Origin of the sequence: Kitasatospora sp. NPDC058444, assembly GCF_042721415.1 — a bacterium.
GTDB lineage: Bacteria > Actinomycetota > Actinomycetes > Streptomycetales > Streptomycetaceae > Kitasatospora.
Map to the genome: position 1 here is coordinate 21,530 of NZ_JBHXLL010000066.1, position 14,539 is coordinate 36,068.

The following is a 14,539-nucleotide window of genomic DNA, read 5'->3' on the forward strand; positions in this document are numbered from 1 at the left end:
GCCAATGAAGGCGAAGACGCGGGGTGCCTGTGGCGGGCGTTAGTCGCATGGCGCTGACCGAGAGCCGGGCCCCTTGGGCCTCACAGACCCCCGCTCCGCCTGCGGAAGACGCGGGGCGGGTAGCACCACCCAACGGGCAAACGCCCATTGGTCCTGACCAGCACGGAGGTACTGAGATGGGTAAGCGCGGAGGCGGGTCCGGCGACGGCAAGGGCGGCGGGCAGCAGGACGACAGCAACAAGGGCGCCGGGCACGGCGGCGGGGGGTCCGACGAGGGCGGCAACACCTCTGACGGCCAGGGCCCGGCGGGCGGCAAGTGACCGGCGAGACGCACAAGGAGGCGGGCCCCCAGGGGCTCGCCTCCGCGCTGGTGGCCGGCGGCGCACTATCCTCGGACTGGCTCCCGTCCTTCAAGGCCGTACCCCGCGAACTGTTCGTCCCGGATCGCATCTGGCCGGGCATCGCGGACGGCACCCGCCAGAATCCGGTGGTGTACCGGTCGCGGGACCCGGAGGGGTGGCGGCGGGCGGTCTACTCGGACGTCCCGCTGACCACGCAGTGGGACGACGGCGACCACGTGGGGGACGGACTCGGGACGACCCCGAGTTCGTCCAACTCCATGCCCACGATGGTGTTCTCGATGCTCCGGGACCTCGATGTGCACTCGGGCAACAGGGTGCTGGAAATCGGAGCCGGCACGGGCTGGAACGCGGGCCTGCTGGCCCACCGCTTGGGGAACCCCAAAGTGGTGACCGTCGAGTACGACCCGGATGTTGCACGCGGCGCCCGGGAGAACCTGAAGCGGGCTGGACTTGAGCCGACCGTGATCGAGGGCGACGGACGGCAGGGCTGGCCGGAGGGCGCTCCCTACGATCGGATCATCGCCACGTGCTCCCTGCTGGAGATCCCTGCGGCGTGGCTGGAACAGACGGCTCCCGGCGGGGCCATCCTCGCTCCGTTCGGCACCGAGTACGGCGGCGAGCAGATCGTCCGGCTGACCGTGAACGACGACGGCACCAGCGCGAGCGGCAGGTTCACCCGGAGTTCGGCTTTCATGCGGCTGCGCCAGCAGCGCACCGACCGGCCACCGTTCGAGGACTACCTGCGCGGACAGGACTGGCCCGCCGACGGGGTGCGGACGACCACCGAGCTGCCCCCTCCCGACACCGGCGGATGGTTCGAGCAGTTCGTCATCGGGGCGGCCGTGCCGGGGGCGTTCTGGCGGGCGGAGCGCTACGACGACGGCGCGTACACGCTGTGGCTCTACGGCCGGGACACCGAGTCGTGGGCGTCGGCCGACTACGAGCGGGGCCGTACGGAGTACGAGGTGTACCAGTCCGGCTCCCGGAACCTCTGGGACGAGGTGGAGGCCGCGTGGCGCTGGTGGGACGACCAGGGCCGCCCCGGCTTCGACCGGTTCGGCCTCACGGTCACCTCGGATACCCACACCGTGTGGCTCGACTCTCCGGAGAACCCGGTGCCGCTCCGTGGCTGAGTCGTTCCGTCGCTTCACCCCGTCGAGCCCACTCGGCTCGACGGGGTGAAGGCCGGTTTATCCCAGGCCCAACGAGCGCCGCAGGAAGTGCAGTTCGTGCCACAGCAGGTTCTCCACCACCGCCTCGTCGGTGGGCCGGTGGCCGGTGCCGGACACCGGGAGGACCTCGTGCGGGCGGCCGGCGGCGAGCAGGGCGGCGGACAGCCGCAGGGTGTGGGCCGGGTAGACGTTGTCGTCGGCGAGGCCCTGGATCAGCAGCAGCGGGCGGCTGAGCTTCGGCGCCTCGGCGATCAGCGAGCCGCCGTCGTAGTGCTCGGGGTGCTCGTCGGGGTGGCCGAGGAAGCGTTCCTGCCAGTGGGTGTCGTAGAACCGCCAGTCGGTGGGGGCGGCTCCGGCGGAGGCGGCGTGGAAGACGTCCGGGCGGCGCAGCACGGCGAGGGCGGCGAGGTAGCCGCCGTAGGACCAGCCGCGGATGCCGACCCGGTCGAGGTCGAGCAGCCCGGGCCGCAGCCGGTCGGCCGCCCGCAGGCCTTCGATCTGGTCGCCGAGGGCGGGCTCCGCCTTGTCGCCGTAGATGCTCTTGTCCCAGCGCGGCCCGCGTCCGGGGGTGCCGCGGCCGTCCACCACGAGGACGGCGAAGCCCTGGTCGGCGAACCACTGGGAGACCTGGTCCCACCAGAGGCCGCCGGTGGTGGCCTTCTGGACGGCGGGCCCGCCGTACGGGTCGAGCAGGACGGGCAGCGGGCCGTCCGCGGGGCGGTGGCCGGCGGGCAGGAAGAGCGTGGCGCGCAGTTCGTGCGGGCCGAGCCGGAGCAGTTCGGGTGCCGCGGTGCGGTGCGGCGGCTCGGCGTGCGAGGTGAGCGGGAGCGCCGGGCGGTCCTCGCGCAGGACGGTGGAGCGGCCGCCGGGGTGGCCGGGGGAGCGGGTGGTGAGCACCAGGGTGCCGCCGCGCCGCACGCCGGTGTGCAGGCCGGGGCCGCTGCTCAGCCGCTGGGGGCCGGTGTCCGGCCGGTACGTCCAGAGGTGGGTCTCGGTGGGCTCCTCGGAGGCGGTGAACAGCACCTGCTCGCCGTCCGTCCCGAGCACCGCGCGCAGCTGGAGCCCTGGCGGGGTGACGGGCTTGCCGTCGACGGTCAGGTGCCGGGTGTCGTCCAGGTCGGCGGTGTCCACCAGGGCGCCGCCCCCGGTGCGGGCCGGCAGACCGGGGAGCAGCTCGATCCAGTGGGCGTCCTGCCGCTCGGCGAGCACCCGGGTGGTGCCGTCCGGGTCGATCGCCAGGGTGCGTACGGTGCGCTGGTCGCGGCTCTGCACGGCGGCGTACGGGCCGTGGCCGTCCCAGCCGGCGGCGGTGAGGTACTCGAAGGCGGCGCGGTCCCAGTGGACCTCGGTGTCGGTGCCGTCGAGGCCGAGCAGCCGCAGCGAGACCTCGGAGTTCGCGGTGCCGGCCAGCGGGTAGCGGATGGTGCGGGGCGGGCGGTGCGGGTCGGCGGGGTCGGCCAGGTGGAGGCGGGCGAGCGGGCGGTCGTCGACGCGGGTGACCAGCAGGGCGGTGCCGTCGGGGGACCACCAGTGGCCGCGGTCGCGGAACATCTCCTCGGAGGCGACGTACTCGGCGAGCCCGTAGGCGACGTCCTCGGCCTCGGGTTCGGCGAGCGGGCGGTCGTCCGTGCCGTCGACGCCGACCACCCGCAGGGCGCCGCCGCTGACGTAGGCGATCCGGCGGCCGGTCGGGTCGAGCCTGGGGTCCCGCGGCGGGCCGGGGACGGGAACGGCGCGGACGGTGCCGGCGTCGGCGTCGGCCAGCCACAGGGCGCCGTCCAGCGTGAAGGCGGCGAGCGCGCCGGCGGCGTCGGTGCTGTACGCGGCGATGCCCTCGGCGGCGCCCAGCGCTGCCGGGTCGGCGATCAGCCGTTCCTCGCCGGTGGTGGTGTCCAGGGCCCAGAGGCAGGCGAGCGGGTCGGTGCCGGTCCGGCCGCGCAGGAAGAGCACGGTGGTGCCGTCCGGTGAGGGCTGCGGCTGGACGGGGACGCCCAGGGTGAACCGCCGGGTGCGGGCGAGCTGACGGGGTAAGGAGGGGGTCGTCATGCCGGGCACCATAGGCACGGCCGCCGGGCCCCTGTCGAGCGCTTAACGGCAGGGGCCCGGCGGAGGGGCGAGGGGCGGGCGGGGCCGAAAAGGGGCGGAGGGCCGGGAGGGCCGGGCGGGGCCGGAAAAGACGGCCGGGGCCGCCGCGGATCTCAGGAATCCGCGGCGGCCCCGGAGCCGTGGGCCGCAGGCCGGTGCGTCAGTGCACGTCGCCCATGAGGGCCTGGACGCGCTTGCGGTAGCCGAAGACGGCGAGCCCGGCGAGGACGGCGAGCGACGCCTGCATCGCGATGATGCCGTTGCCGTCGAGGTTGACGCCGGCCAGCGAGAGCAGGCTGGTGGTGCAGTCACCGGCGGTGACGGCGAGGAACCAGACGCCCATCATCTGGGAGGCGTACTTCTGCGGCGCCATCTTGGTGGTGACCGAGAGGCCGACCGGGGAGAGGCAGAGCTCGCCGATGGTCTGGATCAGGTAGATCGAGACGAGCCACATCGGGGAGACCAGGGTGCCGTTGTCCGCCATGGTCATCGGGATGATGAAGAGGAAGAACGAGGCGCCGACCAGGACCAGGCCCATCGAGAACTTCACGATGGTGTTCGGCTCCTTGTTGCGGCGGGAGAGCCACAGCCACAGCCAGGCGAACACCGGCGCGAGAGCCATCACGAACAGCGGGTTGAGCGACTGGTACCAGGTGGCCGAGAAGCCGAGGCCGAACAGGTTGTCCGCGGTCTTCTTGTCGGCGAACAGGGAGAGGGTCGACCCGCCCTGGTCGTAGATCATCCAGAAGATGGCGGCCGCGGCGAAGAACCAGATGTAGGCGGACATCTTGGACTGCTCGCCGGCGCTGAGGTCCTTGTCGCGCTTGATCCGGACCAGCACGGCGATCGGGATGAGCAGACCGGCCACGGTGAGCGGGACGAGGGCCCAGTTCAGCGTGTAGACGCCCAGCCCGACGATCGCGGCGTAGAAGACGGCGATGGCGGCGACGGCGATGCCGAGCTTCACCAGCAGGCTGTTGCGCTCCGCGGGCTTGAGCGGGTTGGGGACCTTGCTGCTCTTGGGGCTCAGGTGGCGGCTGCCCAGCAGGAACTGCACCAGGCCGAAGGCCATGCCGACGGCGGCGATCCCGAAGCCCAGGTGCCAGTTGTACTCCTTGCCGATCGTTCCGATGATGAACGGGGCGACGAAGGCACCGAGGTTGATGCTCATGTAGAAGACGGTGAAGCCACCGTCGCGGCGCGGGTCCTCGGGGCCGTTGTAGAGCTGGCCGACCATCGTGGAGATGTTGGCCTTCAGCAGCCCGGAGCCGAGCGCGACCAGGAGCAGGCCGGCGAAGAACGCCGCCTGGCCCGGGACGGCCAGCGCGATGTGGCCGGACATGATCACGAAACCGGCGATGGCGACGGTCTTGCGGGCGCCCCAGACCCGGTCACCGAACCAGCCGCCGGGGTAGGCCATGAGGTAGACCATCGAGACGTAGACGGAGTAGATCGCCGTCGCCGTCGTCGCCTGCATGGCGAGGCCGCCGCCCTGGCTGCCCACGGCGGCGTCGGCGCCACCGGAGACCAGGTAGTAGATGAGCAGGGCGCGCATGCCGTAGTAGGAGAAGCGCTCCCACATCTCGGTCATGAACAGGGTGGCGAGACCTCGGGGGTGACCGAGGAAGGTCTTGCCGCTGGGAGAGGCCGACGTCACGTCGGCGTCCAGGGTCTTCGACGCCATGAGTAGTGGTTCCTTGCCTGAAGCGTCCGCCTAGGGGGGTGGCGGCGGACGTGGACGAAACCACTCTACGTGGCGACATTTGGCTTTATCAGATGACAAACACCGTGAATCAGGTGCGGGAATGGCAAAGTCGGCAACAGATCTGCCCGATCTATCGATGGTAGATGGGCGTGTCTTCCTTCGGTTTCAAGATCCAAAAGGAGATTCTTCGCCGAACGGCCGGTCCGTCCCGCCGTGTTGAGGGCGATCAAGGCTTTGTATAACGATCACGCTCTGTGAACTACCTCACAGGGCGTCCGGCCATACCCCGGCGGACTACCATCACCACATGACCTGTGTGCTGCTCGCCGAGGACGATCCGGCGATCTCCGAACCGCTCGCCCGGGCCCTGCGACGCGAGGGCTATGAGGTGCTCGTCCGCGAGGACGGTCCGACCGCACTCGCCGCCGGCCTCACCGAGGAGGTCGACCTCGTCGTCCTGGACCTCGGCCTGCCCGAGATGGACGGCCTGGAGGTCTGCCGCCGCCTGCGTGCCGACGGCAAGAGCTGCCCCGTCCTGGTGCTCACCGCCCGCGCGGACGAGGTGGACACCGTGGTCGGCCTGGACGCCGGTGCCGACGACTACGTCACCAAGCCCTTCCGCCTGGCCGAACTGCTCGCCCGCGTCCGGGCCCTGCTCCGGCGCGGCAACGTCGACCAGCTCACCACCGGCGCGCACGGCGTGAAGATCGACATCGAGTCCCACCGCGCCTGGCTCGGCGACGAGGAACTCACCCTCTCCGCCAAGGAGTTCGAGCTGCTGCGGGTCCTGGTCCGGGACGCCGGCCGGGTGGTCACCCGCGAGGAGATCATGCGGCAGGTCTGGGACACCACCTGGTGGACCTCCACCAAGACCCTGGACATGCACATCTCCTGGCTCCGCAAGAAGCTCGGCGATGACGCGGCCAACCCCCGCTACATCGCCACCGTGCGCGGAGTCGGGTTCCGGTTCGAGAAGAATTGACCCTCTGACGGAGAACGGGCCCTCGGCCCGCGGCAGCGGAACACCCCGGGGAGCGGCAGCGTGAAACGCAGGATGATCAACTCGCTGCTGGGCGTCGTCCTGGTGGTCGTCGTGGTGTTCTGCGTGCCGATCGCCCTGGTCGAGAAGCGGACCATCGTCAACTCGGCCCAGGACCGGGTGGACGCGGCCGCCGTCCGGGTGCTCGCCCTGGTCGAGAGCCGGCTCGCCGCGGGCGAGCCCGTCACCGGGCGGGCCTTCGAGAGCCAGGTCACCGAGGGCAGCTACGTCGAGGTGCAGGTGCCCGGCCAGCCGGTGGTCTCCGCGGGCGAGCGCCCGGCCGGGAGCCACCTGCTGAAGGCCGTCGAGCGCGGCAACAGCGGCGAGACCGTCACCGTCGAGCAGTCCCGCGAGGACGTCGACCACGAGATCGCCAACAACCTGCTGCTGCTCGGCGTGGTCGCCCTGCTCGCCGTCCAGGCCGCGGTGGCGCTCGCCGTCTGGCAGGCCAAGCGGCTCGCCCGGCCGCTCACCGACCTCGCCGAGACCGCCGAGCGGCTCGGCTCCGGCGACCCGCGCCCGCGCGACCGCCGCTACGGGGTGCCCGAGCTCGACCGGGTCGCCGAGGTGCTGGACACCAGTGCCGAGCGGATCGCCCGGATGCTCACCGCCGAGCGCCGGCTCGCCGCCGACGCCTCGCACCAGCTGCGCACCCCGCTCACCGCCCTCTCCATGCGGCTGGAGGAGATCACCGCCCTGGCCGAGGAGCCGGAGACGGTCAAGGAGGAGGCGACCATCGCCCTCCAGCAGGTCGAGCGGCTCACCGACGTGGTCCAGCGGCTGCTCACCACCCAGCGCGACCCGCGCAGCCCCACCGCCGTCGCCTTCGACCTGGACGAGGTGATCAAGCAGCAGGTGGAGGAGTGGGGGCCGACGCTGCGGGAGCAGGGCCGGGTGCTCTCCCTGGAGGGGCTGCACGGCGTCACCGTGGTCGGCACCCCGGGGACGGTGGCCCAGGTGCTGGCCACCCTGATCGAGAACTCGCTGATGCACGGCGCCGGGACGATCACCCTGCGGGTCCGGCCGTCCGGCACCTCGGTGGTGGTCGAGGTCCAAGACGAGGGCGCCGGCGTGCCGGCGGACCTCGGCAACCGGGTGTTCGAACGCGCGGTCAGCGGGCGCAACTCCACCGGCATCGGACTGGCCGTCGCCCGCGACCTCGCGGAGGCGGACGGCGGGCGGCTCGAACTGCTCTCGCTGAAGCCGGCCGTGTTCGCGCTCTTCCTCGGGCGCAGTCACCAGGACTGAACGGGCTCCCCGCGGCCGAGCGGGCCGTGCGGGCTCCGGGACCGATCGGCCTGTTCGGCGCCGGCGCCGGGCGGGTTGTCCCGGCGCCGCGGCCGGTCAGCCCGGCTGCACGCCGAGCTGGCGCATCAGGCCCAGCACGTCCCACTGCCACCAGCCCTCGCGGATCCTCCCGTCCGCGAAGCGGAAGGTGGTCGTGCCGCGCCCGACCACCGACTTCCCGGTGTTCGGGACGCCCATGAAGTCGGCCTTCTGGGTGGCGTGCCAGGTCCACCGGGTGGCCACCTCGTCGCCCTCGGCGATCTGGCCCTCGACGGCGAAGGTGAAGTCGAAGGCGGCCAGGTAGCCGCCGCAGCGCTCCCGGAACGCCGGGACGCCGACGGCGTCGCTCTCGCTGCCGTAGTCGTGGTCGCGGTAGTCGGCGGCCATGCACTCGTCGATGACGTCGAGGTTGCCGCGGGCCAGCTCGTCGAGGACCCGGCTCGCGGTGGCCTTGTTGAACTGCGCGTCGCGGACCACGTCGAGGTCGGTGAAGGTGGGCGGCGCGTCGCAGAGCGCCACCATCTCGCGGAAGATCCGGTCGGTCTCCGGCAGGCCGGAGTTCCTCATCGCCTCCTCGTAGGAGGGGAACTCCACGATCTCCACCACGTGCTTGCTGTCGGAGCGGTCGGTGCCGACCACCGCGTGGGAAGCGGTCCGCTTGCCCCGGGTCGCGTCGACCCAGGTGTCCATCAGCCGGTTGAGGTCGTCGAGCCTGTCGGTCTTGCAGTCGATGATCTGGACGAACGTCATGGCGAGCCTCCTGGCCCCCTCGGCCCTGATCGTTCGCCGACCGTGCTCGCCCTCGGTAACCACTGTCCTCCGCCGGCCGCGGGAACGGCAAGCCCCGGCGGCCGGTCGGGCCTGCCGGGGCTGCGAAGCGTGAGGGGCGGGGGTCGCGCGGCCTACTCGGCCTTGGCGAGGCGGATCCGTTCGGTGGCCAGCATCAGCTCGGCCTGTGCGGCCAGCTCCTGGCCGCTGGTGGCGCCCACCGACTGCTGGGCGGGCAGCCCGACGGGCTCCGGCACGGCCTTGAACACCCAGGTGCGGTACGAGACGAAGCGGAACACGGTGGCCACGGCGAGGCCGATGACCTTGGCGCCGATCTGCTCGTAGTGCGAGCGCAGGTCGAGCACGTACACCGAGAAGCCGAGGACGCCGGTCTCGATCAGCATGCCGATGCCGCTGTAGACCAGGAAGAGCGTGATCTCGCGCTTGCGGGAGGCGGCGTCGCGGTCCCGGTAGAGCCAGTAGCGGTAGCCCAGGTAGTTGGTCGCGATCGCGATCACCGTCGCGACGATGTTCGACCGCACCGAGGCCAGGCCCATGCCGTTGATGCAGATCCAGAAGACGGCGAAGTTGACCACCACACCGCTCAGTCCGACGATGCCGAACTTCACGACTTCGCCCGTGATCCCACGCATCTTCTGCGTGAGTGAGGGCTCCGAAGCTGTGGTCGTCGCCATACCGGACTGCCTCCATGTACCTGCGGGTCGAAAGGGCCGGTCGCGGCGGTGCCGCCGTCCCTTGAGCCCTGCGTGCACGCACATGATCGGACCGCGCAGACCAGGACCTGGCCGTCCAGGCTACCCGCTTCCATCGAACGGCTCAGCCCCCAGGGCGACAGGTTGATATCTACGCGCGTCCGCCCCGGTGGCCCCACCGGCGGCTCCACCGCCCCCCACCGGCCCGGATATCCTGGGCGGCGTGACTTCCCCGGGCAATGTGAATTTTCCAGTGGTGGGCATGATCGGTGGCGGGCAGCTGGCCCGCATGGCACACCAGGCGGGCATCCCGCTCGGGGTCAGGTTCAAACTCCTCGCCGACACGCCCCAGGACTCCGCCGCGCAGGTGGTTTCCGACGTCGTCCTCGGTGACTACCGCGACCTCGACACCCTGCGCGCCTTCGCCGCCGGCTGCGACGTGATCACCTTCGACCACGAGCACGTCCCCACCGAGCACCTGCGGGCCCTGGAGGCCGACGGCATCGCCGTCCGCCCCGGCCCGGACGCGCTGGTCAACGCCCAGGACAAGGGCGTGATGCGGGCCAAGCTGGACTCCATCGACGTGCCCTGCCCCCGGCACCGGATCGTCGCAGACCCGGCCGACGTCACCGCCTTCGCGCAGGAGGGCTCCGGCTACCCCGTCGTGCTGAAGACCGTCCGCGGCGGCTACGACGGCAAGGGCGTCTGGGTCGTCGACGACGAGGAGCAGGCGCACGCCCCGTTCCTGGCCGGCGTCGCGGTGCTGGCCGAGGAGAAGGTCGACTTCGTCCGCGAGCTGGCCGCCAACGTGGTCCGCTCGCCCAGCGGCCAGGCCGTCGCCTACCCGGTGGTGGAGAGCGTCCAGGAGAACGGCGTCTGCGCCGAGGTCACCGCCCCCGCGCCGGACCTCGACCCGGCCCTGTCCGACGAGGCCCAGCAGCTCGCCCTGCGGATCGCCGGCGAACTCGGCATCGTCGGCCACCTCGCCGTCGAGCTGTTCCAGACCCGGGACGGCCGCATCCTGGTCAACGAGCTGGCCATGCGCCCGCACAACTCCGGGCACTGGACCCAGGACGGCGCCGTCACCTCGCAGTTCGAGAACCACCTGCGGGCCGTCCTCGACCTCCCGCTCGGCGACCCCCGTCCGCGCGCCAGGTGGACCGTCATGGTCAACGTCCTCGGCGGCGACTACCCGGACATGTACCACCCCTTCCTGCACTGCATGGCCCGCGACCCCGGGCTGCGGATCCACATGTACGGGAAGGACGTGAAGCCCGGCCGCAAGGTCGGCCACGTCAACGTCTTCGGGGACGACCTCGACGACGTCCGCGAGCGCGCCCGCCACGCGGCCGCCTACCTGCGAGGAACGATCACCGAATGACGAACCCAGCCCACCCGTCGCCCGGCCACCACCCCTCTTCGGGCGCTGACGCGCAACCTCTTGTGGGCATCGTGATGGGCTCCGACTCCGACTGGCCGGTCATGGAGGCCGCCGCCCAGGCGCTCGACGAGTTCGAGATCCCCTATGAGGTGGATGTCGTCTCCGCCCACCGGATGCCCCGCGAGATGGTCGCGTACGGCGAGCGGGCCCACGAGCGCGGCCTGAAGGCGATCATCGCGGGCGCCGGCGGCGCGGCCCACCTGCCGGGCATGCTCGCCTCGGTCACCCCGCTGCCGGTCATCGGCGTGCCGGTGCCGCTGCGCTACCTGGACGGCATGGACAGCCTGCTGTCGATCGTCCAGATGCCGGCCGGCGTGCCGGTGGCGACCGTCTCGGTGGCCGGCGCGCGCAACGCCGGCCTGCTCGCGGTGCGGATGCTCGCGGCCTTCGACCCCGAGCTCACCGAGAAGATGACCGACTTCCAGGCCGAGCTGAACAACCAGGCCACCGAGAAGGGCAAGAAGCTGCGCGCCAAGGTGGCCGGCTCCTCGTCCTTCGGCTTCGGCAAGTAATCCCGCTGGTGGGGGTGGGGTAGAACAGCCCGTATGACTTCTCGGACGGACTCCCCCACCCCGCTGGACCGCGCCCGCGCCCTGCTGCGCACCGCCCCCGTCGTGGACGGCCACAACGACCTCCCGTGGGCGATGCGCGAGCAGGCCGGGTACGACCTCGGCGCGCTCGACCTCGCCGCGGACCAGAGCGACCGCCTGCACACCGACCTCGCCCGCCTCGCGGAGGGCGGGGTCGGCGCGCAGTTCTGGTCCGTCTACGTCCCCGCCTCGCTGGCCGGCGACCACGCGGTGAGCGCCACCCTGGAGCAGATCGACTTCGTCCACGCCCTGGTCGAGCGCTACCCGGACCGGCTGCGCCTGGCCCGTACCGCCGCGGACATCGAGGCCGCCCGCGCCGAGGGCCGGATCGCCTCCCTGATGGGCGCCGAGGGCGGCCACTCCATCGACTGCTCGCTGGCCACCCTGCGCGCCCTGTACGAGCTGGGCGTGCGGTACCTGACGCTCACCCACAACGACAACGTGCCGTGGGCGGACTCCGCGACCGACAAGCCGGTGGCCGGCGGGCTGACCCGGTTCGGCGAGGAGGTCGTCCGGGAGATGAACCGGCTCGGCATGCTGGTCGACCTCTCGCACGTCTCCGCCGACACCATGCGCGACGCCCTGCGGGTGACCGAGGCGCCCGTCGTCTTCTCGCACTCCTCCGCGCGCGCGGTCTGCGACCACCCGCGCAACATCCCGGACGACGTGCTCGCCCAGCTGCCCGCCAACGGCGGCGTGGCGATGGCGACCTTCGTGCCGAAGTTCATCCTGCCCGCCGCCATCGACTGGACCCGGGCCGCCGACGAGAACATGCGCGCCCACGGCTTCCACCCGCTGGACACCACCCCGCCGGCCATGGAGCGCCAGCGCGCCTTCGAGGCCGCCAACCCGCGCCCGATCGCCACCCCGGCCACCGTCGCCGACCACCTCGACCACATGCGCGAGGTGGCCGGCATCGACCACATCGGCATCGGCGGCGACTTCGACGGCACCGCCTTCCTGCCGGACGGCCTGGACTCGGTGGCCGGCTACCCCAACCTGGTCGCCGAACTCCTCGGCCGCCACTGGTCCGAGGCCGACCTGGCCAAGCTCACCTGGCACAACGCCGTCCGCGTCCTGCGCGACGCCGAGTCGGTGGCCGCCGGGCTGCGCGCGAGCCGCCGCCCGTCCATCGCCACCATCACCCGGCTGGACGGCACCGCGGCCTGGGACTCGGCAGAAACGCCCTAGCCCAGCAGCGGGATCTCGATGGCCGGGCACCTGTCCATCACCATGGTGAGCCCGGCCTCCCGCGTCCGCTCGTACGCGGCCTCGTCCACCACGCCCAGCTGGAACCAGACCGCCTTCGCCCCGGCCGCCACCGCCTGGTCGGCCACCTCCCCGGCGAGCGCGCTGTTCACGAACACGTCCACCACGTCGACCGGGAACGGGATCTCGGCGAGCGAGGCGTAGCCCTGCTCGCCGAGGACCGTCTCGGCCTTCGGGTGCACGGGCACGATCCGCTTGCCGTACTTCTGGAGGACCCGGGCCACGCCGTGGGCCGCCCTGGCGGTGTTGTTGGACAGGCCCACCACCGCCCAGGTGTCGCCGGTGCGGGTGAGGATCTCGCGGACCGCCGCTTCGTCGCCGTAGCTCGTCATGCCGGTGCCAACGACGGCCGGGGGCGCGGGATTCCTGGGCCGGAAGCGCCCGCCCCCGGGGTCGGGGACGGGCGCTTCCGTGGAGCGGGGCGGACGCGTCAGCTCGGGCGGCCGAGGGCGCGGTAGGTCCAGCCGGCCGCGCGCCAGGCCTCGGCGTCCAGGACGTTGCGGCCGTCGAGGAGGCGGCGCTCGGCCACCACGGCGCCGAGGGCGGCCGGGTCCAGTTCGCGGAACTCGGACCACTCGGTGAGGTGGAGGACCACATGGGCGCCCTCGGCGGCCTCCAGGGCGGAGTGGGCGTAGGCGAGCGACGGGAACATCTTGCGGGCGTTGTCCACGGCCTTCGGGTCGTAGACGGTGACCTGGGCGCCCTGGAGCTGGATCTGGGCGGCCACGTTGAGGGCGGGGGAGTCCCGGATGTCGTCCGAGTTGGGCTTGAAGGCGGCGCCGAGGACGGCGACCCGGCGGCCCAGGAAGCCGCCGCCGCACTGCTCGCGGGCCAGCTCGACCATCCGGGAACGGCGCCGCATGTTGATCGAGTCGACCTCGCGCAGGAAGGTCAGCGCCTGGTCGGCGCCGAGCTCGCCGGCCCGGGCCATGAACGCGCGGATGTCCTTGGGCAGGCAGCCGCCGCCGAAGCCGAGGCCGGAGTTGAGGAACTTGCCGCCGATCCGCTCGTCGTAGGCGAGCGCCTTGCTGAGCTGGGTGACGTCCGCGCCGGCCGCCTCGCAGACCTCGGCCATCGCGTTGATGAAGGAGATCTTGGTGGCCAGGAAGGAGTTGGCGGCCGCCTTGACCAGCTCGGAGGTCGCGAAGTCGGTGACCATGAACGGCACCCCGGCCGCGATCGGCTCCGCGTACACCTCGCGCAGCGTCCGCTCGGCCCGCTCGCTCTGGGCGCCGACCACGATGCGGTCCGGCCGCAGGGTGTCCTGCACGGCGAACCCCTCGCGCAGGAACTCCGGGTTCCAGGCGAGTTCGGCGCCCTCGCCGACCGGCGCCAGCGCGGCCAGCCGCTCGGCCAGCCGGGCCGCCGAGCCGACCGGGACGGTGGACTTGCCGACCACCAGGGCGGGGCGGGTCAGGTGCGGCGCCAGCTCGTCGATCGCGGTGTCGACGTACGACATGTCCGCGGCGAACTCGCCCTTGCGCTGCGGGGTGTTGACGCAGATGAAGTGCACGTCGCCGAACTCGGCGGCCTCCTGGGCGGAGGTGGTGAAGCGCAGCCGTCCGGTCGAACCCTCGTGTCCGGCCACGTGCTTGAGCAGGAGCTCGGACAGCCCGGGCTCGTACATCGGGACGCGGCCGGCGGTCAGCATGGCGATCTTGTCGGGGTCGATGTCCAGACCCAGCACCTCGAAGCCGAACTCGGCCATCGCGGCGGCGTGCGTGGCGCCGAGATAGCCGGTGCCGATCACGGAGATGCGGAGGGTCACGGGTTCTCCTTGGATGCGGACGCGACCAGTGCGGATGCCCTGATGCTATCCGCCCTTCGGGGGAGCCCCGGGGTCGCCTGCACACACGGGACGCTAGGCAGCCGCAGGTCGGCGCCCTAGGATCTCTACTGAACGGTAGTTAACCGCGGTTTCGATTCGCACCGGGCGCCGGTCGGACCTCGATCGGGCGTCGGTCACTGAACGACGAGGCAGGCATCATGGCGGGCAGCGCAGGGGCGGCTGACTTCGATCTCTTCCGTATCTCCGAGGAGCACGGGATGCTCCGTGAGGCGGTGCGTTCGCTGGCCGAGGCGAAGATCGCTCCGTTCGCGGCGGAGGT

Annotated in this window: 13 protein-coding genes and 1 pseudogene; 8 read left to right on the top strand and 6 right to left on the bottom strand. The window is 72.0% G+C overall.

What is annotated here, in order from left to right:
- Nucleotides 1–176 precede the first annotated feature (176 nt).
- Both ACFWP2_RS37505 and ACFWP2_RS37510 read left to right on the top strand, forming a co-directional pair.
- Nucleotides 177–320, top strand: a complete 144-nt coding sequence (locus tag ACFWP2_RS37505) for a hypothetical protein (protein WP_380460201.1) — start codon at nucleotides 177–179, stop codon at nucleotides 318–320.
- Nucleotides 317–1,495: a methyltransferase domain-containing protein gene (locus ACFWP2_RS37510; protein ID WP_380460203.1), complete on the top strand. Its 1,179-nt coding sequence runs from the start codon at nucleotides 317–319 to the stop codon at nucleotides 1,493–1,495. Before ACFWP2_RS37505 ends, ACFWP2_RS37510 begins: the two co-directional genes overlap by 4 nt.
- 57 nt (nucleotides 1,496–1,552) lie before the next feature.
- Here ACFWP2_RS37510 and ACFWP2_RS37515 read toward each other — a convergent pair whose 3' ends face one another.
- Nucleotides 1,553–3,580, bottom strand: a complete 2,028-nt coding sequence (locus tag ACFWP2_RS37515) for a prolyl oligopeptidase family serine peptidase (RefSeq protein WP_380460205.1) — start codon at nucleotides 3,578–3,580, stop codon at nucleotides 1,553–1,555.
- 199 nt (nucleotides 3,581–3,779) lie between these two features.
- Entirely contained in the window at nucleotides 3,780–5,303 is a 1,524-nt protein-coding gene (locus ACFWP2_RS37520) for a peptide MFS transporter (RefSeq protein WP_380460207.1), read from the bottom strand.
- Between the two features lie 328 nt (nucleotides 5,304–5,631).
- On the opposite strand from ACFWP2_RS37520, the gene ACFWP2_RS37525 reads away from it, so the two are divergent.
- Together ACFWP2_RS37525 and ACFWP2_RS37530 are read left to right on the top strand one after the other, a co-directional pair.
- Nucleotides 5,632–6,306 (top strand): response regulator transcription factor, encoded by a 675-nt coding sequence (locus tag ACFWP2_RS37525; protein WP_030058577.1) that lies wholly within the window; start codon nucleotides 5,632–5,634, stop codon nucleotides 6,304–6,306.
- Between the two features lie 60 nt (nucleotides 6,307–6,366).
- Complete coding sequence (locus ACFWP2_RS37530) at nucleotides 6,367–7,611, top strand: ATP-binding protein (RefSeq protein WP_380460209.1); 1,245 nt, start codon at nucleotides 6,367–6,369, stop codon at nucleotides 7,609–7,611.
- 96 nt (nucleotides 7,612–7,707) lie between these two features.
- On the opposite strand, the gene ACFWP2_RS37535 is transcribed toward ACFWP2_RS37530, so the two are convergent.
- The gene (locus ACFWP2_RS37535; protein WP_380460211.1) at nucleotides 7,708–8,400 is read right to left on the bottom strand and encodes an ester cyclase; all 693 of its coding nucleotides are present in this window, start codon (nucleotides 8,398–8,400) and stop codon (nucleotides 7,708–7,710) included.
- A 152-nt stretch (nucleotides 8,401–8,552) separates the two neighbouring features.
- Entirely contained in the window at nucleotides 8,553–9,071 is a 519-nt protein-coding gene (locus ACFWP2_RS37540; RefSeq protein WP_380460213.1) for a GtrA family protein, read from the bottom strand.
- 301 nt (nucleotides 9,072–9,372) lie between these two features.
- On the opposite strand from ACFWP2_RS37540, the gene ACFWP2_RS37545 reads away from it, so the two are divergent.
- Genes ACFWP2_RS37545 through ACFWP2_RS37555 form a run of 3 tightly spaced genes read left to right on the top strand, consistent with a single transcriptional unit; the run spans nucleotide 9,373 to nucleotide 12,353 of the window.
- Entirely contained in the window at nucleotides 9,373–10,512 is a 1,140-nt protein-coding gene (locus ACFWP2_RS37545) for a 5-(carboxyamino)imidazole ribonucleotide synthase (RefSeq protein WP_380460215.1), read from the top strand.
- Nucleotides 10,509–11,084 (top strand): 5-(carboxyamino)imidazole ribonucleotide mutase, encoded by a 576-nt coding sequence (gene purE / locus ACFWP2_RS37550; protein WP_380460218.1) that lies wholly within the window; start codon nucleotides 10,509–10,511, stop codon nucleotides 11,082–11,084. The genes ACFWP2_RS37545 and purE overlap by 4 nt, the downstream gene beginning before the upstream one ends.
- 33 nt (nucleotides 11,085–11,117) lie before the next feature.
- Complete coding sequence (locus tag ACFWP2_RS37555) at nucleotides 11,118–12,353, top strand: dipeptidase (RefSeq protein ID WP_380460220.1); 1,236 nt, start codon at nucleotides 11,118–11,120, stop codon at nucleotides 12,351–12,353.
- Here the strand turns inward: ACFWP2_RS37555 and ACFWP2_RS37560 are convergent.
- Together ACFWP2_RS37560 and ACFWP2_RS37565 are read right to left on the bottom strand one after the other, a co-directional pair.
- Nucleotides 12,350–12,763, bottom strand: coding sequence for a CoA-binding protein (locus ACFWP2_RS37560; protein ID WP_380460222.1), 414 nt, complete (start codon nucleotides 12,761–12,763; stop codon nucleotides 12,350–12,352). The two genes, ACFWP2_RS37555 and ACFWP2_RS37560, sit on opposite strands and share 4 nt — an antisense overlap.
- A gap of 98 nt (nucleotides 12,764–12,861) precedes the next feature.
- Nucleotides 12,862–14,199 (bottom strand): UDP-glucose dehydrogenase family protein, encoded by a 1,338-nt coding sequence (locus ACFWP2_RS37565; RefSeq protein ID WP_380460224.1) that lies wholly within the window; start codon nucleotides 14,197–14,199, stop codon nucleotides 12,862–12,864.
- 218 nt (nucleotides 14,200–14,417) lie between these two features.
- On the opposite strand from ACFWP2_RS37565, the pseudogene ACFWP2_RS37570 reads away from it, so the two are divergent.
- Nucleotides 14,418–14,539, top strand: a pseudogene (locus ACFWP2_RS37570) (acyl-CoA dehydrogenase family protein); the annotation flags it as partial.